Annotated in this window: 15 protein-coding genes and 2 rRNA genes; all 17 read left to right on the plus strand. The window is 69.4% G+C overall.

Features of this window, described 5'->3' with window-relative positions; all coding sequences use genetic code 11:
• Positions 1–103 (plus strand): 23S ribosomal RNA (locus BLR04_RS35040); the annotation flags it as partial.
• Between the two features lie 77 nt (positions 104–180).
• Positions 181–297: ribosomal RNA gene (gene rrf / locus BLR04_RS35045) — 5S ribosomal RNA — on the plus strand.
• A 1,121-nt stretch (positions 298–1,418) separates the two neighbouring features.
• Positions 1,419–2,738: a bifunctional folylpolyglutamate synthase/dihydrofolate synthase gene (locus tag BLR04_RS35050; RefSeq protein WP_090773480.1), complete on the plus strand. Its 1,320-nt coding sequence runs from the start codon at positions 1,419–1,421 to the stop codon at positions 2,736–2,738.
• Entirely contained in the window at positions 2,735–3,079 is a 345-nt protein-coding gene (locus BLR04_RS35055; protein ID WP_218129288.1) for a DUF4233 domain-containing protein, read from the plus strand. Before BLR04_RS35050 ends, BLR04_RS35055 begins: the two co-directional genes overlap by 4 nt.
• A gap of 11 nt (positions 3,080–3,090) precedes the next feature.
• Complete coding sequence (locus BLR04_RS35060) at positions 3,091–4,677, plus strand: ABC transporter permease family protein (protein ID WP_143022351.1); 1,587 nt, start codon at positions 3,091–3,093, stop codon at positions 4,675–4,677.
• A 154-nt stretch (positions 4,678–4,831) separates the two neighbouring features.
• Entirely contained in the window at positions 4,832–5,242 is a 411-nt protein-coding gene (gene ndk, locus BLR04_RS35065) for a nucleoside-diphosphate kinase (protein WP_090773482.1), read from the plus strand.
• Between the two features lie 325 nt (positions 5,243–5,567).
• On the plus strand, positions 5,568–6,599 hold the full coding sequence (locus tag BLR04_RS35070) for a rod shape-determining protein (protein ID WP_090773483.1): 1,032 nt from the start codon (positions 5,568–5,570) through the stop codon (positions 6,597–6,599).
• Positions 6,599–7,489 carry a rod shape-determining protein MreC gene (gene mreC / locus BLR04_RS35075; protein WP_090773484.1) on the plus strand — a complete coding sequence of 297 codons (891 nt, stop codon included), beginning with the start codon at positions 6,599–6,601 and terminating at the stop codon, positions 7,487–7,489. Before BLR04_RS35070 ends, mreC begins: the two co-directional genes overlap by 1 nt.
• A 43-nt stretch (positions 7,490–7,532) precedes the next feature.
• Entirely contained in the window at positions 7,533–7,997 is a 465-nt protein-coding gene (mreD, locus tag BLR04_RS35080) for a rod shape-determining protein MreD (protein WP_090773485.1), read from the plus strand.
• On the plus strand, positions 7,994–10,039 hold the full coding sequence (gene mrdA, locus BLR04_RS35085; RefSeq protein ID WP_090773486.1) for a penicillin-binding protein 2: 2,046 nt from the start codon (positions 7,994–7,996) through the stop codon (positions 10,037–10,039). Before mreD ends, mrdA begins: the two co-directional genes overlap by 4 nt.
• Positions 10,036–11,202 carry a rod shape-determining protein RodA gene (gene rodA, locus BLR04_RS35090; protein WP_090773487.1) on the plus strand — a complete coding sequence of 389 codons (1,167 nt, stop codon included), beginning with the start codon at positions 10,036–10,038 and terminating at the stop codon, positions 11,200–11,202. The genes mrdA and rodA overlap by 4 nt, the downstream gene beginning before the upstream one ends.
• Positions 11,203–11,305: 103 nt before the next feature.
• Positions 11,306–13,216 carry a TIGR03960 family B12-binding radical SAM protein gene (locus tag BLR04_RS35095; protein WP_090773488.1) on the plus strand — a complete coding sequence of 637 codons (1,911 nt, stop codon included), beginning with the start codon at positions 11,306–11,308 and terminating at the stop codon, positions 13,214–13,216.
• Between the two features lie 137 nt (positions 13,217–13,353).
• The gene (locus tag BLR04_RS35100) at positions 13,354–14,121 is read left to right on the plus strand and encodes a TIGR03936 family radical SAM-associated protein (protein ID WP_090773489.1); all 768 of its coding nucleotides are present in this window, start codon (positions 13,354–13,356) and stop codon (positions 14,119–14,121) included.
• Positions 14,122–14,265: 144 nt separating this feature from the next.
• A complete protein-coding gene (locus tag BLR04_RS35105; protein WP_176903437.1) occupies positions 14,266–17,160 on the plus strand; it encodes a ribonuclease E/G in 2,895 nt (964 codons plus the stop codon).
• A gap of 216 nt (positions 17,161–17,376) precedes the next feature.
• Positions 17,377–17,679 carry a 50S ribosomal protein L21 gene (rplU, locus tag BLR04_RS35110; protein ID WP_090773490.1) on the plus strand — a complete coding sequence of 101 codons (303 nt, stop codon included), beginning with the start codon at positions 17,377–17,379 and terminating at the stop codon, positions 17,677–17,679.
• 15 nt (positions 17,680–17,694) lie between these two features.
• Complete coding sequence (gene rpmA / locus BLR04_RS35115) at positions 17,695–17,952, plus strand: 50S ribosomal protein L27 (RefSeq protein WP_090773491.1); 258 nt, start codon at positions 17,695–17,697, stop codon at positions 17,950–17,952.
• 403 nt (positions 17,953–18,355) lie between these two features.
• On the plus strand, positions 18,356–19,708 hold the full coding sequence (gene obgE / locus BLR04_RS35120; protein WP_090773535.1) for a GTPase ObgE: 1,353 nt from the start codon (positions 18,356–18,358) through the stop codon (positions 19,706–19,708).
• Positions 19,709–20,620 lie beyond the last annotated feature (912 nt).

Here is a 20,620-nt window from a genome sequence, read left to right on the forward strand (position 1 = left end):
GAGGGGGTAAGGCTCCCGGTAGACGACCGGGTTGATAGGCCGGAGGTGGAAGCGCGGTAACGTGTGGAGCTGACCGGTACTAATAGGCCGAGGACTTGACCTCAAAGCAGGCTTTTCTTGCTCGCGTCCACTAAGCAATTCTGAGACAGCAAACAGTGATGTTTGTGTGTTTCGGAGGGTTACGGCGGTTATGGCGGGAAGGAAACACCCGGTTACATTCCGAACCCGGAAGTTAAGCTTCTCTGCGCCGATGGTACTGCACTCGGGAGGGTGTGGGAGAGTAGGTCACCGCCGGACAATCTTTGTGGGGAGGGGTTCCATCCTTGGGATGGGATCCCTCTCCTTTTTTGTGTTGCGTGTTCCGTGTTGTGTGTTGCGCGTGTGTGTGTTGTGTGTGTGTGTTGTGTGTGGGGGTTCCGCTGGTGGCGGGGCCCCTTTTTTTGTTTGTGGGGTGGCCCGTTCGGGCGGGCGTCTTTTTTCGTGTGTGGTGGGGTTTCGTCTGGTGGTGGGGTCTGTTCTGTGGTGTGGGGGTCGCTGTTCAGGCGGCCCCTTTTGTTTGTAGAGGTTCTGCTGGTGGGTGGGGCCGCTTCTGCGTTTTGGGGTCGCTGTTGAGGCGGGCCGTTTTTTGTTGGTGGGGGTGGCTCGTTCGGGCGGGCCCTGTGGTTTCGGGTGTGGTGGGGTGGTAGTTCGGTCGGCGTCTCTTTTCGTGTGGTGGAGGTCGGCTGATTAGGGTGCGCCCCTCACGCGTGAACGCCACGAGGCAGCTGGCCGGACCCCCGGGTGCCGACACCGGCAGCACGACCCCGCCGGGGTTCGTCGGCGGGGCCACTGTTCGGGTGGCCGCCTTCGTGGTTGGGGGATTCGCCGTTCTCGGTGGGGCTTTTTGTGTTTGCGGGGTGGTGCCGCTGGGCCGGCCCCTTTTTGTTTGCAGGACGCCTGATCGGCCGGCTTTCTGTCGTGTGTATGGATGGTGCCGTTCGGGCGGGTGCTGCTTGCAGCTGGTCGTTGTGGGTGGGGCCGACAATGGGCGGCTGTCGACTGACTGCTTGGTAGCGGATGTCGTACCGGGAGCCGCGCCCGTGAGGTGGGCCAGCGGGCGACAGCTCGGGGTGAGGTGTCGACGGCTGTCGTGGGGCAGTGCTCTTTGTGGGGTCCGTCTTTGACGGGACCCTTTGGTGTTTCTGGAGCGGATCGGTGTCGGTGGCTGGGACAGTCTGTGTGGCTGGGTGCATCTCCGATTGCGCGTGCCTGTGGCTGCGTGCGCATCTCCACTGCGCGGGAGGTGCGGCGGCCATGACAGCGCACGGAGGCAAGGGCTCGGGGGTGGGGTGAGGCGGTGGGGGAGCTGTTCGTTCGGGGGTGGGCTCGTGCGGCTGCTCGGCGTACGGAGTGCTGGTGGTGGTCAGTAGGGTTGAGGGGTGGATTATCGTGCGGTTGAACGCGCGATCCTGGATCGTGGCGTCGAGTGGGAATTCGAGCCGACGCTCGATCGGATCGCGGCCCTCCTGGACGTGCTCGGCTCGCCCCAGCGGGCGTACCCGGTCATACACATTGCCGGGACGAACGGAAAGACGAGCACCGCCCGGTTGACGGAGGCGCTGCTCAAGGAGCGAAATCTGCGGGTGGGGAGGTTCACCAGCCCGCACCTCGTCTCGATGCGTGAGCGGATCACCGTCGACGGCGAGCCGCTGAGCGAGGAGCGGTTCGCCGAGGTCTACGAGGAGATCATCCCCTACGTCGAGCTCACCGACGCCGGCGGACGTCGTATCCAGTTCTTCGAGCTGCTGACGGCGATGGCGTTCGCGGCGTTCAGCGACACTCCGGTCGACGTCGCGGTCATCGAGACCGGCATGGGCGGGTCGTGGGACGCCACCAACGTCGCCGACGGAGCCGTGTCGGTGATCACTCCGATTTCGCTGGACCACACCGACCGCCTCGGTCCTGACGTCGCGAGCATCGCCGGTGAGAAGGCGGGCATCATCAAGCCCGGCACGACGGCGGTGTTCGCCCAGCAGGAGCTCGCGGCCGCCGAGGTGCTGATGCGGCGCGCGGCCGAGGTCGGCGCGGTCGTGGCTCGTGAGGGGCTGGAGTTCGGGGTGCTGAGCCGCGAGGTCGCGATCGGCGGGCAGTTGCTCACGTTGCGCGGCCTGAAGGGCGTGTACGACGAGGTCTACCTGCCGCTGTACGGCGCCCACCAGGCGAGTAACGCCGCCTGCGCGCTGGCCGCCGTCGAAGCGCTGACGGGCGGCGACGACCCGCTCGACGCCGACCTGGTACGTCAGGCGTTCGCCCAGGCGTCCTCGCCGGGACGGATGGAGGTCGTGAGGCGTACGCCGACGGTGGTGGTGGACGCCGCGCACAATCCCGGCGGCATGCAGGCGACGCTGGAGGGCCTGCACGAGGCGTTCGACTTCGCGAAGGTGATCGGCGTCCTCGCGGTCATGCGTGACAAGGACGTCGACGGGCTGCTGGAGCTGCTGGAGCCCATACTCGACGAGATCATCGTGACGCGGAACTCGTCGCCGAGGTGCATGCCTCCGGAGGAGCTCGCTGCGCTGGCCGGGCCGCTGTTCGGTGAGGATCGCGTGCATGTCGTCGATCGCCTCGATGACGCCATCGACAAGGGCATCGCCATGGCGGACGCCGCGGGTGAGTTCAGCGGCACGGGTGTGTTCATCACGGGGTCGGTGGTGACCGCGGGAGACGCCCGCCACCTGCTCAAGGTGGAGAGGCCATGATGAACTTCGAGGTCACCCCCGGGATGCGCAGGCTGGGCTCGAGTGTGCTCGGCATGGAGGCCATCGTCGCCGCTCTGGTCACGCCGGTGGCGATCCGCGTCGGCGGGGTGACGCCCTGGCTGGCCGTGACCGTGGGCATCGGGCTCGCCGTGCTGTGTGTGGTGGCCGCGGGTCTGCTCAAGAAGCCGATCGGGTACGTCTTGGGCAGCGTCGTGCAGGTGCTGGCGATCTGCACCGGGTTCGTGGTGTCGATGATGTTCGTCCTCGGTGCGATCTTTGCCGCACTGTGGATCACGGCCATTCTCGTCGCTCGCCGTGTCGAGGGCGCTACTTCCCGCTAAAGTCGGCCTTTATGGCCGTCCCCCCAAGCCAGCGGTCGTCCGACTCGGCTGGCCACAGATTTCGGTGGCAGCTCGACGTGCTGCTCGGGCTGATCCTTGTCACGTCGCTGCCGTTGGCGATCGTCTCGATCCCCAACACCCTGTCCGTTGTCGCCGGTCTGCTGCCCGGCGACCTTGACCAGGCCGGGCTCATGCGCACCCAAGGGCTCGCCCTGCCGGCGTTGATGCTCACCGTCCCGCTCGCCGCTGTGGCGCTGCGCCGGGTCCCGGCCGCGTACGTGCTGGTGGCCGGGCTCGCGTTGGTGGCGGTGTCCGACGCGGCGGGCGGGTACGCGGGCTCTGAGTTCGTCGTCGGCGTCGTTCGCGTGCTGCGCGGCGTCGGGGCCGGACTGGTCCTTCCGGCCACGCTCGCGGCCGTCTGGGCGCGTACGCCGGTCCTGCGGGCTCTGTGGGTGGGTGTGTTCTGCCTGAGCCTGCTGGTCGCGCAGGCGTTCGCGCTGTGGCCGCTCGACGACGTTGACAGCTGGCGGGTGACGCTGCAGCCGTACCCGCTGGTGACGGGGGTCGCGCTTGCGCTGGCCGCGGTGCACCTGGGGGTGTGGACGCTGTCCGGCCGTCCCGCCGCTCCTGTGCCGGACGTGGTGGAGCGCGGCCGGGTGCTGCTGTCGGCGGGGCCCGCCGTCGGCATCGCGGTCGTGGCGGTGAGCACGGCCTCGGAGGGGTGGCGCGCGGGCTGGGTGATCGTGCTGGCGGCGGTGGCGGTCACGGCGCTGCTCGTCATGGCGTCGATCGGGGCCGCGGAGAGCCGTACGGTCGCGTATACCGCGGTGGCCGTGGGGCTTGTGCTGCTGCCGAGCGCCGCGCAGATCACGATGGTCGAGATGGGCGGCCTCGGCGGGCCGGGGTTGCGCGGGCTGTGGCTGCCGTACGGGGTGGCGGGGGTGCTCGCCGTCGCCGTGTCGGTGTGGGTGCGGCTGCACGCGCCCGCGGCCGGGCGGTGGCTGGCGCCGTTGGGTCTGCTGGCCATGGTGGCAGGCCTGTGTTCGGTACGGCTCGTCGTGCCGTCGGCCGACGGGCTGCCGCTGGTGCTGCCGTTCGGTCTGCTCGTGGTGGGTGCGGCGGTGGCGTTGACGGCGACGCTGCAGGAGGTCACGTTCGGGGCGGCGGCGTTCGGGTTGTCGCTGGGGGTCGCGGGGCTGCTCGCGGGGTTCCTGCTCGGCACGGGCGTGCAGATGGCCATGCTGGACGGGGCGCGCTCGGTGCAGGAGCTGGTCGACGGGTTCGTGGGCGCGCTGCACTGGTGGGCGCTGATCGGCGGGTTCCTGGTGGTGCTGATCATCGCGCTGGTCGCCGTGTGGGCGCGTCGCGGGGAGCAGCCGCCGGAGAACACGCCGGAGCGCCTGCCCTGCGCGGGCGGGCCGGTGGGGGACGTGCTGCTCGTCCCGTCCGCCGAGGAAGGTGACGGGCGGAGGGGAGAGGCGCCGGCCGCCAGTGACGACGGGCGGAAGGGGGAGGCGCCGGCCGCAGGCGGCGACGACAAGCGGCTTCCTACGGTGCCGCCGCAGGGTCAGTCCCCTGAGGACGCGTCCTCGCCATGAAACGGCTTCCGTACGGAAACGAGGGCAGGGGCGGAGAACGGTAAGCTGAGGCCCGCTACGGCGACGTGTGGGCGTGCAGCCCCGCGAAGCGTCCTCCGCGGCCAGGCCGGGCGCCTGTGGCCGCGACCCCATTCTGTTCGAAGGAGAACTACAAGTGTCCGAGCGCACTCTTGTCCTGATCAAGCCCGACGGGGTAAAGCGCGGCCTCATCGGTGACGTGATCGCCCGCGTGGAGCGCAAGGGCCTCAAGGTCGTGGCGATGGACCTCCGCACCCTCGACGCCGACACCGCCAAGGCGCACTACGCCGAGCACTCCGAGCGGCCGTTCTTCGGCGAGCTGGTGGAGTTCATCACCTCGGGTCCGCTCGTCGCGCTGGTGCTCGAGGGCCCGCGTGCCGTCGAGGCCTTCCGCGCGCTGGCGGGCGCCACCGACCCGGTCAAGTCGGCCCCCGGCACGATCCGCGGCGACCACGCCCTTGAGATCGGCGAGAACGTCGTCCACGGCTCCGACTCGCCCGAGTCGGCCGCCAGGGAGATCAAGATCTTCTTCCCGGACCGGTTCTGAGCCGTCCTTTTCTCCGCGCGCCCGTGCAGCTCCGGCTGCGCGGGCGCGCTTTTTTGTCGGTCGAACCGCGTACGGTCACGTGGGTGCGGGCCGGCCAGGAATTGTCTGAGGCTTCACCTACTGTTTTCGCTGTCTTGCCACGTGAACGGTGCCGGCAGGCACCGGATGTTGTGGTGCAAACCGGGCAAAGTTGCGGTTGAGGTAGCGGCTGGAGAATTTTGACAGTCACGGCGGCTCATTGCGTCCATCGGCGGGTACGTCACGTTACGATTCGAATTCGATCCGTAGTCATTCGCGAACGACGTTACGGAGGGCTCCGTTCCCCATGGGCAGCAAGCTCGCGTTCCTCGGCCGTGACATGGCGGTCGACCTCGGCACCGCCAACACGCTTGTCTATGTGCGGGGCCGCGGCATCGTGCTCAACGAGCCGTCAGTCGTGGCGATCAACACCGTCACCGGCAAGATCGTGGCGGTTGGCATCGAGGCCAAGCGGATGATCGGTCGTACGCCCGGCAACGTCGTCGCGGTTCGCCCGCTCAAGGACGGCGTTATCGCGGATTTCGACGTCACCGAACGGATGTTGCGCTATTTCATCCAGCGCGTCCACAAACGACGTCATTTCGCCAAGCCGCGCATCATCATCGCCGTTCCCAGTGGCATCACCAGTGTCGAGCAGCGGGCCGTCAAAGAGGCCGGCTACCAGGCCGGTGCCCGGAAGGTCTACATCATCGAAGAGCCGATGGCGGCGGCCATCGGCGCCGGTCTTCCAGTGCACGAGCCCACCGGCAACATGGTCGTCGACATCGGGGGCGGCACGACCGAGGTGGCGATCATCTCGATGGGCGGCGTGGTCACCAGCCAGTCGATCCGGGTCGGCGGCGACGAGCTCGACCAGGCGGTGATGACGTTCGCGAAGAAGGAGTTCTCGCTGATGCTGGGCGAGCGCACCGCCGAGGAGATCAAGATGGCGATCGGCTCGGCGTGCCCCGTCGGTGAGGAGCTGCACGCCGAGATCCGCGGGCGCGACCTGATCAGCGGGCTGCCCAAGACCATCGTGGTGTCGAGCGAAGAGATCAGGAAGGCCACCGAGGAGCCGGTCAACGCGATCGTCGACGCGGTCAAGAGCACGCTCGACAAGTGCCCTCCCGAGCTGTCCGGCGACATCATGGACCGCGGCATCGCGCTCACCGGTGGGGGCGCCCTGCTGAGAGGGCTCGACGAGCGGGTGAAGGACGAGACGGGCATGCCCGTGCACCTGGTGGACAACCCCCTCGACTCGGTCGCCATCGGGTCCGGCAAGTGTGCCGAGGAGTTCGAGGCTCTCCAGCAGGTCCTGGTGCCGGAGTCACGACACTGATGAGAGACTCTCGCCGTGGCCGGCTGGTCCTGGGAGTGCTGCTCTCGGTGGCCCTGGTCGCCCTGACCATCGACCATCGCGCGGGCGAGAGCTCTCCGCTGCGCCAGTTGCGTACGGCGGGAGCGACCGTCCTCGGCACGGTGCAGCAGTTCGGTGTGGGAGTGGTCCGCCCGGTCGGCGCGTTCGTGCAGTCGATCCTGGACGCGCCGAGCGCCCAGCGGCGCATCGATGCGCTGCAGAAGGAGAACGCCGAACTGCGCGCGAGCCTGGTCGCGGGCCGGCTCGACGCGGGCCGCGCCAAGGAACTGGAGCGGCTGCTCGGGCTCACGAGGGACAAGGGCTACAAGGTGGTCACGGCCAACGTGGTCGCGCGGCGCGGGCTGCCCGGCTTCGAAGATTCCGTGCAGATCGACGTGGGCTCGGCCGACGGGGTGCAGCCGGAGATGACCGTGCTCAACGGTGACGGGCTGGTCGGGCGCGTGCTGTACACCTCGCCGCACAGCTCGACGGTGCTGCTGATCAGCGATCTCGCATCGGCCGTCGGCGCGCGGCTCGAGGGCGACAAGGAGATCGGTGTCGTCCACGGGGTCGGCGAGAACGGGCGGCTGGTGCAGTTCCGGCTGCTCGACTCCACGGCGCCGCTGAGCAGGGGCGGGCGGATCGTCAGCTTCGGGTCCAAGGACGGCAAACCGTACGCGCCGGGTGTGCCCATCGGGATCATCGAGCGGGTCGAGGCCACTCCCGGAGAGCTCACCCGCATCGCCTACGCCCGGCCGTACGCCGACCTGACGGCGCTCGACGTGGTCGGTGTCGTGGTGGCGGCGCCGACGCGCGAGGACCGCGAGGCGGTCGCGCCCAAGGTCGCACCGAAGAAGGAGAAGCAGCGGTGAGCGGGTTGCGGGCTGCGGCCGCGCCCGACGGGGAGGGGGTCAGGTGATCGGCTGGCTGTCCGTGCTCGCGGCGCTGCTCGCGCAGGTCATGGTGGTCAACCGCCTTCCGCTGCCCGCCGGGGGCGCACCTGACCTGGTGCTGCTCACCGTCATCGCCGCGGCGTGGACGCGGGGTCCGTCCTCGGGGGCGGTGCTCGGGTTCTTCGCCGGGCTGCTGGCCGACGTCATGCCGCCGAGCGCCCACCTGGTCGGGCAGAACGCGTTCGTGTACGCGCTGGTGGGTTACCTCGCAGGGCGGGGCATCGGCGGGCCGGTCCCGACCGTGGTGCTGTGCGTGCTGCTGGCGCCGCTGGCGACCGCGGGGGTGGGCGCGCTGATGTCCGATCCGCGGGTGACGATGCCGATGCTGAGCACACAGGTGCCCGTCACCATCGTCTACACGCTGTTGGTCTCCCCGGTCGTGGTGTGGCTGGCCACCCGGAGCAGACAGGTGAGGTTTCTGACATGACCAGGATGCGGGCCCGGCTGCTGATGCTGCACGTGCTCGTGCTGGCACTGCTCGCGGTGCTGGCCGTGCGCCTGTGGCAGGTGCAGGTGGTGCGGGGGCAGGAGTTCGTGACACGGGCGACGGAGACGCGTACCCGGACGGTGATCGTTCCGGCCGTGCGCGGTCAGATCCTCGATTCGTCGGGGCGGCCGCTCGTCCGCAACAAGACCGCACTGGTCGTGTCCGTGGACCGTACTCAGCTGTCCAGGATGCCCGACGGGGGCCTGGCGGTGCTGAAGAAGCTGTCGGCGGTGCTCGGCCGTCCGGTGAAGGACCTGCAGCAGCGCATCCGTCCGTGCGGGCCGGGGGTGGGCAAGCCGTGCTGGACGGGGTCGCCGTACCAGCCTGTGCCGCTGGACGAGAAGGTCGACACCCGTGAGGCGCTGCAGATCCTCGAACGGCAGGAAGAGTTCCCCGGTGTGACGGCGGAGATCCATTCCGTCCGGCAGTACCCCGGTGGCAGGGCCGGAGCTCAGATGCTCGGCTACCTGCAGCCGGTCACCGAGGCCGAGCTCGAGAAGCGTGAGGGGCTCAAGGCCGCTTTCTCCGGTGTCGACCTCGTCGGGCGCGACGGGCTCGAATACGTCTACGACCAGGCGCTGCGCGGCAAGGCGGGCCTGCGGCGGGTCCAGGTCGACCGCATGGGCAAGCCGCTGGGCGTGGAGGCGCAGACCACCCCTGTGCCCGGCGACCACCTGGTGACGAGCATCGACGCGCGGGTGCAGGCCGTGGTGGAGAAGGCGGTCAACAAGGCGATGAAGAACGCGCCGGGCGCTGACGGCGGGGCCGGTGTGGTGCTCGACGCCCGTACGGGTCGGGTCGTGGCGCTCGCCAGCTCGCCCGGGTACGACCCGGAGATCTGGGCCGGTGGCATCTCGGCGCGCGGCTACCAATGGCTGATGTCGGAGAAGTCCGGCAAACCGCTCGTGTCGCGGGCCATCAACGGTCAGTTCGCTCCTGGTTCGACGTTCAAGGTCACGTCGGTGACGTCGATGCTGCGCGCAGGCTACCCGCTGAAGGGCACCTACACCTGCCCGGGCTCCTACACCGTGGGCGGGCGGGCGTTCAACAACTTCCGCGGCATCGGGCTCGGCACGCTCACGTTGCACACGGCGCTGGTCAAGTCGTGCGACACGATCTTCTACCGGTCGTCGTACGAGCAGTACCTCAAGGACGGCGGGCGCACACCGAAGAAGAAGCCGAAGGAGATCTTCGCCAACGTGGCCCGGCAGTTCGGGTTCGGCAAGCCGACCGGCATCGACCTGCCGGGCGAGTCCGCGGGCCGCATCCCCGACCGCGCCTGGAAGAAGAACCTGTGGAACCAGACGAGCGCGACCAACTGCGAGCGGTCGCGCAAGGGCTACCCCGAGGTGAAGGACCGGGCGCGAGCGGAGTTCCTGAAGCGGCTCGCCCTGGAGAACTGTGAGGAAGGGTTCCTGCTGCGGCCCGGTGACGCGGCCAACTTCTCCATCGGGCAGGGCGACGTGCTGGTCACGCCGCTGCAGCTGGCCCGGGCGTACATGGCGCTGGTGAGCGACGGCAAGGTGCGCAGCCCGCGCATCGGGTGGGCGCAGGTGCGTCCTGACGGCAAGGTGGTCAAGACCATCCCGGTGCCGGTGGTGGGCAAGCTCCCGCTCACCGAGAAGGAACGGCTCTACATCAAGAACGCGCTCAGCCAGGTGGCCGCCGACGGCACCGCGGCCGGGGCCTTCTCCGGCTGGCCGATGGACAAGATCCGCGTCGGGGGCAAGACCGGTACGGCCGAGGTGTGGGGGAAGAGGGACACCTCCTGGTTCGCCTCGTTCGCGCCGACGAAGAACCCGCAGTACGTCGTCGTCGCGATGATCTCCCAGGGCGGCATGGGCGGCTCCACCGCTGCGCCGGCCGTGCGCGAGATCTACGAGGGCATCTACGGGATCAAGCAGCGGGCGGCCGTGCCCGGCGGGCGGCTGACGACCAAGCTGCCGAAGTTCGCCCCTGACGGGACGGTGATCCGTCGATGATCGCGCGTGCGGTGGCGGTGCAGAGGCCCTCGCTGTTCCAGCGGATGGCCCAGGAGAACTCGACCGTGCGCCGCCTCGACGGGCTGATGCTGGTCGCGGTGGCGGGGCTGTGCGTGATCGGCACGCTGCTGGTCTGGTCGTCCACCAGGACGTGGGCGCCCGGCTCGACCGGCCTGGTCAAGAAGCACCTGCTCAACGAGGCCCTGGGGCTCGTGGTGTGCGGGCTCGTCGCCATGGTCGACCATCGGGTGATGCGGGCGTACGCGCCGCTGGTGTTCCTGCTGTCGCTGGTGGGGCTGGGGCTCGTCCTCACGCCGCTCGGGGCGACGATCAACGGGTCGCACTCGTGGATCCTGCTCGGTGGCGGATTCGCGGTGCAGCCGTCCGAGTTCTCCAAGGTCGGGCTGCTTTTGATCATCGCGATGCTGCTGGCGCAGCCGTCCGAGGGCACCGACCGGCCGCGCGGCATCGACATGGCGCTGGTGCTGCTGGCGGCGGGCATCACGATCGGGCTGGTGATGCTGCAGCCCGACCTCGGCACCGGCATGGTGCTGGCGGTGATCGCGGCTTCCGGGCTGATCATCGCGGGCGTGCGGAAGCGCTGGATCGTGCTGCTGGCGCTGCTGTCGGGCGCCGGGGTGTTCGCGGTGATCTACTTCCAGATGCTGGAGCCGTACCAGGTGGCGCGATTCACGGCGTTCGTCGATCCGAGCGTCGATCCGCGCGGGGTCGGCTACAACAGCACGCAGTCGCTGATCGCGATCGGTTCTGGGCAGTTGCTCGGCAAGGGGCTGCTCGGCGGCGGGCAGACGACCGGGCGGTTCGTGCCCGAGCAGCACACCGACTTCATCTTCACCGTGGTGGGGGAGGAGTTCGGGTTCCTCGGGTCGGTCACCGTCGTGATACTGCTCGGCATCGTGCTGATGCGCGGGCTGAAGATCGCCCGGGAGTGCGAGGACCGGTTCGGGACGCTCGTCGCGGGCATGATCGTGTGCTGGTTCGCGTTCCAGACGTTCGTCAACGTGGGGATGACGATCGGGATCATGCCGATCACCGGACTTCCGCTGCCGTTCGTCTCCTACGGCGGCACCGCCACCTTCGCCAACCTCATCGCTGTCGGGCTTCTGCAGGCGATCAAGGTGCGCCGCCGGACGTTCACCTAGCGCGGCGTGTGGCGGTTGCGCTGCCGGTGAACCCGCGGCCGAAGTGGCTCGATCAAGGCCGGTCAGGACCCGGCAGCGCCGGGGCGCCGCTACCCTGGACCGTATGCCTGTCGAGTCGATTTTCCACCGCCTGGAAGCGCTGCTGCCCAAGGTGCAGAAGCCCATCCAGTACGTCGGGGGTGAGCTCAACTCGACCGTCAAGGACTGGGACTCCGCCGACGTGAGGTGGGCGTTGATGTACCCGGATGCCTACGAGGTCGGGCTGCCCAATCAGGGCGTGGCGATCCTCTACGAGATCCTCAACGAGCTCCCCGGCACGCTGGCCGAGCGTACGTACGCGGTCTGGCCCGATCTCGAGGCCCTCATGAGGGCCGAGGGCGTCCCGCAGTTCACCGTCGACGCCCACCGGCCGGTGCGCGCGTTCGACGTCCTCGGGTTGTCGTTCTCGACCGAGCTCGGCTACACCAACATGCTGACGGCGCTCGATCTGGCCGGCATCCCACTGCTCGCCGTCGACCGCGGCGAGGACGACCCGATCGTGCTCGCCGGCGGCCACGCGGCCTTCAATCCCGAGCCGATCGCCGACTTCCTCGACGCGGCGGTGCTCGGCGACGGTGAGCAGATCTCGATCGCCATCTCCGAGGTCATCCGCGAGTGGAAGGCCGAGGGCCGGCCCGGCGGCCGTGACGAGCTGCTCATGCGGCTGGCCGAGTCCGGCGGCGTCTACGTGCCGAAGTTCTATGACGTCGAGTACCACGACGACGGCCGCATCAAGCGGGTCGCGCCCAACCGCGCCGACGTGCCGTGGCGGGTGCACAAGCACACCGTGATGGACCTCGACGAGTGGCCGTACCCGAAGAAGCCGCTGGTGCCGCTGGCCGAGACGGTGCACGAGCGGTTCAGCGTGGAGATCTTCCGCGGCTGCACGCGCGGGTGCCGCTTCTGCCAGGCGGGCATGATCACCCGTCCGGTGCGCGAGCGTTCCATCACCACGATCGGGGCGATGGTCGAGAACGGCATCAAGGAGTCCGGCTTCAACGAGGTCGGTCTGCTGTCGCTGTCGTCGGCCGACCACTCCGAGATCGCCGACGTGGCCAAGGGCCTGGCCGATCGCTACGAGGGCACCAACACCTCGCTGTCGCTGCCCTCCACCAGGGTCGACGCGTTCAACATCGACCTGGCCAACGAGTTCTCCAGGAACGGCAGGCGTTCGGGTCTGACGTTCGCGCCGGAGGGCGGCTCGGAGCGGATGCGCAAGGTGATCAACAAGATGGTCACCGAGGAAGACCTCATCCGCACCGTCACCACCGCCTACTCGCAGGGCTGGCGGCAGGTCAAGCTCTACTTCATGTGCGGGCTGCCCACCGAGACCGACGAGGACGTGCTCGGCATCGCCGACCTGGCCAAGAAGGTCATCAAGGCGGGCCGTGAGGCGACCGGCAGCCGCGACATCCGCTGCACGGTCTCCATCGGCGGCTTCGTGCCCAAGCCGCACACGCCGTTCCAGTGGGCGGGGCAGACCGACGCCGAGACCGTCGACCGGCGGCTCAAGGAGCTGCGCGACGCGCTCAGGAACGACAGGGAGTACGGCCGGGCCATCGGTTACCGCTACCACGACGGCAAACCGTCCATCGTGGAGGGCCTGCTGTCGCGCGGCGACCGCAGGGTCGGCGCGGTGATCAGGGCCGTCTGGGAGGACGGCGGCAGGTTCGACGGGTGGAGCGAGCACTTCTCCTACGAGCGTTGGATGGCCGCCGCCGAGCAGGCGGGCGTCGACGTCAGCTGGTACACCACGCGTGAGCGGGAGGAGAACGAAGTCCTTCCGTGGGACCACCTCGACGCCGGCCTCGACCGTGAATGGCTGTGGCAGGACTGGCAGGAGGCCGTCTCCGGCAGCGAGGTCGAGGACTGCCGCTGGACCCCCTGCTACGACTGCGGTGTCTGTCCCACGATGGGCACCGAGATCCAGATCGGTCCGACCGGCAAGAAACTCCTTCCCCTCACGGTGGTCTAGCGCGCTCGGTGGGCGGTCCGTGCCTCGGTGTACACAGACACCCGCCGACGCGGCTTATCCTGAGACGAAGGAACTCTGACGAGGAAGGACGACAAGCTCTGAAACCTGTTCCCGAAGGGCCTCCGCCCGCGCCTACGGTGCAGCGCCTGCGTGTGCGTTACGCCAAGCGCGGCCGCCTGCGCTTCACCAGCCACCGCGACATCTCGCGGGCCGTCGAAAGAGCGGTCCGCCGTGCCGGCATTCCGGTGGCCTACAGCGCGGGCTTCTCGCCCCACCCGAAGATCTCCTACGCGGGCGCGGCGCCGACCGGTGTCGCCAGCGAAGCCGAGTACCTCGAGATCGGCGTCACCACGCCGTGCGATCCCGTCCAGGTCAGACAGTGGCTGGACGAGTCGTTGCCGTACGGGCTCGATGTCCTCGACGTCGTGGAGGCGGGTACGGGCGGGCTGGCCGATCGCTTGGAGGTCTCCGAGTGGGAGGTGCGGCTGTCCGGTGCCGATCGCGAACTCGCCGAGGTGGCGGTGGAGAAGTTTCTCGCGGCGGGCACGGTGGAAGTCGAGCGCCTCACGAAGAAGGGGCCCCGCCGCTTCGACGCGCGACAGGCCGTCATGGAGCTCGAGGTTTCCGAGGGAGCAGAAAGAACCGCAGCTCAAGTGGGCGGACAGTCGTGTGTCATACTGCGCATGGTTGTTCGGCACATGACGCCTGCCGTTCGACCCGACGATGTGCTCACAGGGCTGCGCCTTGTGGCCGACTTCGCGCCGCCGGTTCCCCCCGAGGTGACCAGGCTGGCGCAGGGGCCGCTCGACGCCAGCACCGGTGCGCTTGCCGACCCGCTCGACCTGGACCGCGACATCACGCGCGGCGGCGAGGCGGGGCCGGTGGGTGAGCACGTCGCTGGTTAAGGAAGTGCCTCGCGCGAGCGGGGCGCGACCGCTGACAGGACTTGGCGCCGGTGCGCCCGCCACGGGCGTGCCGGCGGACAACGAGACACGAGAGCTCCTGCGCGGCGCGGCGACGCGCCCGGGAGCTGACGGGAGAGCGCCCGCATGCTCGACAACGAGCCCAACGCCGGGGCCCATGGCCCTGACGGGGAGACAATTGAACAGCCCAAGGTGACCGCACGTCGCCGCTCCGCCAGCCGCCCGGCGGGCCCACCGCCCGAGCCGCCCGAGGAGCCGGCCTCCGTTCCGGTCACCGTCATCGCCGCGAAGGCCGCACCACAGGTGGCCGATGTGCAGCCGGTGCGGACGAACGCGGTGCAGCGCGCCGCGGGGGAGCCCGCGCCCGAACTTCTCGAGGCGGCCGCCGAGGCCGGCGCTGTCACCACCGTTCCCGCTTTCGCCGCGTCCCATGCCGATGGCGAGGGCGAGGGCGAGGAGAGCGCCGTCGAGCCCGCGGCCGGTGAGGCTGCCGGTGAGTCCGCTGCCGTCGAGGCCGAGGGTGTCGCCGAGAAGCCGAAGCGTACGAGGACGCGGTCCACCGCGACGACCACGCGGCGGCGTACGACGAAGAAGGCCGCTGAGGCGGCGGAGGGTGAGCCGGTCGCCGCCGAGGGCGGCGAGAGCGCCGCCGAGCCGGCCGTGGAGGCGCCGAAGCGGCGCCGTACGCGCAAGAAGGCCGAGGCGGAAGAGGTCGCGGTCGTGAGCGCCGACGAGACGCCCGCTGACGAAGCGGTCTCCGGCGAACTCGAGACTGCGCCCGCGGGCGCAGTCGAGGCCGAGACGCCCGCGGCCGCGGAGGACGACGAGGACATCGTCGAGATCCTGCCCGAGGAAGAGCCGCTCGACGACGAGCCCGCCGGCGAGGACCTGGACGACGACGTCGTGCGGCCCAGCCTGCTCTCCGACCCGTTCGGATTGACGGTGCAGCGGCAGAGCGAGTCCGCGGCCTCGTTCAGGCGGCCGGCGGCCATCTTCGCGCCGCTGTTCCAGGCGCCTGACCCCAGCCGGGCCACGCCCGCGGTCGTGCAGGCCGCCGAGCCGCCGGCGCCGGTCGAGGAGCCGGAAGACGCGGAGGACACGGTCGAGGAAGCGGTCGTCGAGGACGACAACGACCTCGACACCGCCGACGACCAGGAAGAGGACGGCGGCAGTCGCCGCCGTCGCCGCCGTCGTGGCGGACGCGGTCGCGGCAAGTCCCGGGAGCGGGACGAGGCCGAGGACGGCGAGGAGTCGGAGGAGGAGTCCGACGACGAGCAGTCGGAGGACGAGCCCCAGGAGGAGACGTCCACCTCGCGTCGTCGTCGCCGTCGTCGCCGCCGCGGCACCGAGGAGGTCGCCGAGCCGACCGGTGACGACCCGCCGAACACGGTGGTGCGCATCCGCGCGCCGCGTTCCGGGCGGGCGGCGCTCGACACCGCCACCGACGGCGTGCAGAGCGTGCGCGGATCGACCCGGCTGGAGGCCAAGAAGCAGCGCCGCCGTGAGGGACGCGAGCTCGGGCGCAGGCGCCCGCCGATCATCACCGAGTCGGAGTTCCTGGCCCGCCGCGAGTCCGTCGACCGCATGATGGTGGTGCGCCGCCAGGGCGACCGGACGCAGATCGCGGTGCTGGAGGACGGCGTCCTCGTCGAGCACTACGTCAACCGCGAGGCCAGCCAGTCCTACGTGGGCAACGTCTACCTCGGCAAGGTGCAGAACGTGCTGCCGTCGATGGAGGCGGCGTTCGTGGACATCGGCAAGGGCCGTAACGCGGTGCTCTACGCGGGCGAGGTCAACTTCGACACCGCCGGGATGGAGGGCCAGCCCAAGCGCATCGAGTCGGCGCTGAAGTCGGGCCAGTCGGTGCTCGTGCAGGTCACGAAGGACCCGATCGGCCATAAGGGCGCCCGCCTGACCTCGCAGATCAGCCTGCCGGGCCGCTACCTCGTGTACGTGCCCGACGGGTCGATGACGGGTATCAGCCGCAAGCTGCCCGACAAGGAGCGCACGCGGCTCAAGAGCATCCTGAAGAAGGTCATGCCGGAGAACGCGGGCGTCATCGTGCGTACCGCGGCCGAGGGCGCCTCCGAGGAGGAGCTGGCCCGTGACGTGGCCCGGCTGTCGGCCCAGTGGGAGAGCATCCAGAAGAAGGCCAAGTCGGCGAGCCCGCCTGAGCTGCTGTCGGCCGAGCCCGACCTGACCATCCGGGTCGTGCGCGACGTGTTCAACGAGGACTTCACCTCGCTGGTCGTGCAGGGCGACGATGCGTGGGACACGGTCGACGACTACGTCGAGTACGTCGCGCCGCACCTGGCCGAGCGCCTGTCCAAGTGGGACGAGCAGGACGACGTGTTCGAGTCGTACCGGATCGACGAGCAGCTGGCCAAGGCGCTCGAGCGCAAGGTGTGGCTGCCGAGCGGCGGTTCGCTGGTGATCGACCGTACGGAGGCGATGACCGTCGTCGACGTCAACACCGGCAAGTTCACCGGCCAGGGCGGCAACCTCGAGGAGACCGTCACCAGGAACAACCTGGAGGCGGCCGAGGAGATCGTCCGGCAGCTGCGGCTGCGCGACATCGGCGGCATCATCGTGATCGACTTCATCGACATGGTGCTGGAGTCGAACCGCGACCTGGTGCTGCGCCGGATGCTGGAGTGCCTGGCCCGCGACAGGACCAAGCACCAGGTGGCTGAGGTCACCTCGCTGGGCCTGGTCCAGATGACCCGTAAGCGGGTCGGTCAGGGGCTGCTGGAGGCGTTCTCGACGCCGTGTGAGTGCTGCAACGGGCGCGGCGTGCTCATTTCCACCGAGCCGGTCGAGTCCAAGCCCGAGCAGCGTGGCACGCAGGGCAAGATGGCGGTCGAGAAGGCGGTCTCCGACAAGGTTTCCGCGGCCAAGGACTCTTCTGGGCGTGATACCGTGACCGGTGCGCTTGATGACGTCCCGGCTGAGGACGACCAGGCAAACCAGACTTCCGGCAGAGGGCGGCGACGCTCGCGCCGAGCCAAGTCGGCCGAGTAAATCGGCGGACTTCCGACGTTCCGTCCGGTTCGCCTAGGGGCCCGATCATCCGGTACCCTGGTGAATCGGTGCGTCAGGTGACGTGCCCTGTTGGCGCGCTTACTCGGTTCGTCGGGTTACGACAGGCTGAATGACAGGCGCAGCATTCGGCGGCAGCCCCTTTCATGGGGCGGCTGATGTTCGAAAGCAACAGTGAGTCAGTAGAAGGGTTCCGCGGTGTACGCGATCGTTCGTTGCGGCGGCAGGCAGCAGAAGGTCTCCGTCGGTGACGTCCTCGAGGTGGACAAGGTCGCCGGCGAGGTCGGCTCTTCGGTTTCGCTGCCGACGTTGCTCGTCGTCAACGAAGGCGACGTGACCACCGAGGCGGGCAAGTTCACGGTCAACGCCGAGATCCTCGGTGAGACCAAGGGTCCGAAGATCCGCATTCTCAAGTACAAGAACAAGACCGGTTACAAGAAGCGCCAGGGTCACCGCCAGCGGTACACCCAGGTGAAGATCACCGGTATCGAGCAGGCCTGAACGGGAGTTTGAGAGATGGCACACAAGAAGGGCGCGTCGTCCACCCGGAACGGTCGTGACTCCAACGCCCAGCGTCTGGGCGTCAAGCGCTTCGGTGGCCAGCTGGTCAACGCGGGCGAGATCATCGTCCGTCAGCGTGGCACCCACTTCCACCCCGGTGACAACGTGGGCCGCGGTGGCGACGACACGCTGTTCGCGCTGGCCGCCGGCCACGTGCAGTTCGGTCTCAAGCGCGGCCGTCGGGCCGTGAGCATCGTTCCCGTCGCGGAGTAGTTTCTCCGGCGACCTCGGGTTTCGCGTCAAGGGGTGGATCTACCGATCCACCCCTTGAGCTTTTCCTGGGGTGTTGAGTGCGGGTTCGAGCGCGTTGAGTGGCCAGGGGTTTCGGGCCCTGTACTGGTACAGGGTCGCCGAGCGCCTGGATTTCTGGGCGAGCTCCACCGTGCGAGGTCCAGGGGCGTCGGAGGGACGCGGGGGTTTCGGCGTTTTTCCGGGTGCTGGTGCGAAGTGGAGTCGCCGGGTGTCCCGGGGGTCCGGGTGCCGGTGGATGCAGGGGTGCCGGTGTTCGAGGTCTCGAGCGCTGGTGGGATGCGGGGCCGCCGTACGGATTACGGGCGTCTGTGGTCTCGTTGTGTTGGTATGAGATGCCCCTGGTGGGGTGATGGAGGAATGCGAGATGCCGGACTTCGTGGACCAGGTGGTCCTGCACGTCAAGGCCGGTGACGGAGGGAACGGGTGCGCCTCCATCCACCGGGAGAAGTTCAAGCCGCTCGGCGGGCCCGACGGCGGCAACGGCGGGCGTGGCGGCGACCTCATTCTCGAGGTCGACCCCAACACGGCGACGCTGCTCGACTACCACCGCCGTCCGCACCGCAAGGCGGAGAACGGCAAGCAGGGGCAGGGCGCCAACCGCGACGGCGCCAACGGCGAGGACGTCGTCCTGCCCGTGCCCAACGGCACCGTGGTGAAGAACGCCGTGACCGGTGAGGTGCTGGTCGACCTCGTGGGGGCGGGCACTCGGTACGTGCTCGCCGAGGGCGGGCACGGCGGGCTCGGCAACGCGGCCCTGGCCACCACGAAGCGCAAGGCGCCCGGGTTCGCGCTGCTCGGCGAGCCGGGCGACGAGCTGGACGTGGTGCTGGAGCTGAAGAGCGTCGCCGACGTGGCGCTGGTCGGGTTCCCGAGCGCGGGCAAGTCGTCGCTGATCGCCGCGTTGAGCGCGGCCAAGCCGAAGATCGCTGACTACCCGTTCACGACCTTGATCCCGAACCTGGGGGTCGTGACGGCGGGCGACCACGTCTTCACCGTCGCGGACGTGCCCGGGCTGATCCCCGGGGCCTCCCAGGGCAAGGGGCTGGGGCACGAGTTCCTGCGGCACGTCGAGCGGTGCGACATGCTCGTGCACGTCATCGACTGCGCCACGATGGAGCCCGGGCGAGACCCGATCACCGACTACGAGGTGATCGAGGCCGAACTGCGGGCGTACGGGAAGCTCGAGGACCGGCCGCGGATGATCGTGCTGAACAAGGCCGACGTGCCCGACGCGCGGGAGCTGGCCGAGATGGTCGCGGCCGAGTTCGAGGAGAAGGGGCTGCAGGTCTTCACGATCTCGGCCGCCACGCATGACGGGTTGCGGGAGCTCACGTACGCGATGGGCGAGTGGGTCGCGGCGGCGCGGGCGAACAAGCCGGTCGAGGAGCCCACGCGGCTGGTGATCCGTCCCAAGCAGCTCGGCGAGGCCGGGTTCAAGGTGCGGCGGGTCAACGACAACCTGTTCCAGATCACCGGTGAGAAGCCCGAGCGGTGGATCCGGCAGACCGACTTCAGCAACGACGAGGCCGTCGGCTACCTCGCCGACCGGCTCGAGCGGCTCGGGGTCGAGGAGCAGCTGGCCAAGGCCGGGGCCCAGCCGGGGGCGGAGGTGGTCATCGGCTCGATGGAGGGCGGCTACGTCTTCGACTGGCAGCCCACGCTGCACGCCGAGTCGATCAGGCAGGGACCGCGCGGCACCGACAACCGCCTGGCGTAGCACCGACGCCGCCAGAGGCGCCTCCAACCGGATGGCGCCTCTACGGTACGGGCCCAGCGGGCGCAGCGTGTCGACGGCCAGGGCCGGGGTTGGCTTCTCCGCGGTACGGGCGCGGCAGGCGCGGCGTGTCAACGGCTGAGAGCTGGGGTTGGCGCCCCGCGCACGGTCAGCGCGTGGGCGGACGGGGGCTCGCCGCGAGTCATCGATGCGACGGTAAGTGCTGAGCGCGATTGATGTGAGGGTGGCCGCCGAGCACGCGCGGCGGGCGAAAGTTCGCCGATCGCGGTTGGTGCGTGGCGGATGGTTCGCCGAGGCGTGATCGATGCGAGGGCGGGCCGCTGAGCGCTCGCGGCGGGCGTGGGGTCGTCGACCGCGATCACCCGAGGGTGGATGGGGTCGTTGAGACGGCCGTGATGAGGGTTGGGCGGGCCCGGCGCGATCAACGCGCGGGCAAATCGGCGAGTTCGATTGGTGCGACGGCTGGGGTCCGCCAAGTCCGACCAACGCGTGGGGGACGCGGGCGCCGGCGGTGCGACGGCTGGGGTCCGCAACGTGCGATCAACGCGTGGGGGACGCGGGCGCCGGCGGTGCGACGGCTGGGGTCCGCAACGTGCGATCAACGCGTGGGGGGACGCGGGCGCCGGTGGTGCGACGGCTGGGGGCCGTCAATGCGATCAGGCCGAGGGTGGGTGCGTCCACTTCTGCTCGCGCTCACCGCGCTCACCGACCGCGGCCTGGTCGAGCGGGCGGGCGACGAAGCCGCGCAGATCCACGCCAGGATGGGGAGCCACGCTGAGGCACCTGTGGCGAAGGTGGAGTGGGTGCCGGCTCGCCCAGGCGGCCCTCGATGACGGGTGCTGGTTGACGAGGGCATTGGCGTGGGTGATCTCGCTCACCTCCGTGCCCCTGAAT

It is taken from the genome of Nonomuraea maritima (assembly GCF_900100395.1).
In the GTDB taxonomy this organism is placed as follows: Bacteria; Actinomycetota; Actinomycetes; order Streptosporangiales; family Streptosporangiaceae; genus Nonomuraea; species Nonomuraea maritima.

What these genes read in the sequence shown, in the direction of transcription:
- BLR04_RS35055 (WP_218129288.1), top strand. Translation starts at nt 2,735, where the DNA reads ATGATGAACTTCGAGGTCACCCCCGGGATGCGCAGGCTGGGCTCGAGT.
- BLR04_RS35060 (WP_143022351.1), top strand. Translation starts at nt 3,091, where the DNA reads ATGGCCGTCCCCCCAAGCCAGCGGTCGTCCGACTCGGCTGGCCACAGA.
- BLR04_RS35070 (WP_090773483.1), top strand. Translation starts at nt 5,568, where the DNA reads ATGGGCAGCAAGCTCGCGTTCCTCGGCCGTGACATGGCGGTCGACCTC.
- mreC (WP_090773484.1), top strand. Translation starts at nt 6,599, where the DNA reads ATGAGAGACTCTCGCCGTGGCCGGCTGGTCCTGGGAGTGCTGCTCTCG.
- mrdA (WP_090773486.1), top strand. Translation starts at nt 7,994, where the DNA reads ATGACCAGGATGCGGGCCCGGCTGCTGATGCTGCACGTGCTCGTGCTG.
- rodA (WP_090773487.1), top strand. Translation starts at nt 10,036, where the DNA reads ATGATCGCGCGTGCGGTGGCGGTGCAGAGGCCCTCGCTGTTCCAGCGG.
- BLR04_RS35095 (WP_090773488.1), top strand. Translation starts at nt 11,306, where the DNA reads ATGCCTGTCGAGTCGATTTTCCACCGCCTGGAAGCGCTGCTGCCCAAG.
- BLR04_RS35105 (WP_176903437.1), top strand. Translation starts at nt 14,266, where the DNA reads ATGCTCGACAACGAGCCCAACGCCGGGGCCCATGGCCCTGACGGGGAG.
- rpmA (WP_090773491.1), top strand. Translation starts at nt 17,695, where the DNA reads ATGGCACACAAGAAGGGCGCGTCGTCCACCCGGAACGGTCGTGACTCC.
- obgE (WP_090773535.1), top strand. Translation starts at nt 18,356, where the DNA reads ATGCCGGACTTCGTGGACCAGGTGGTCCTGCACGTCAAGGCCGGTGAC.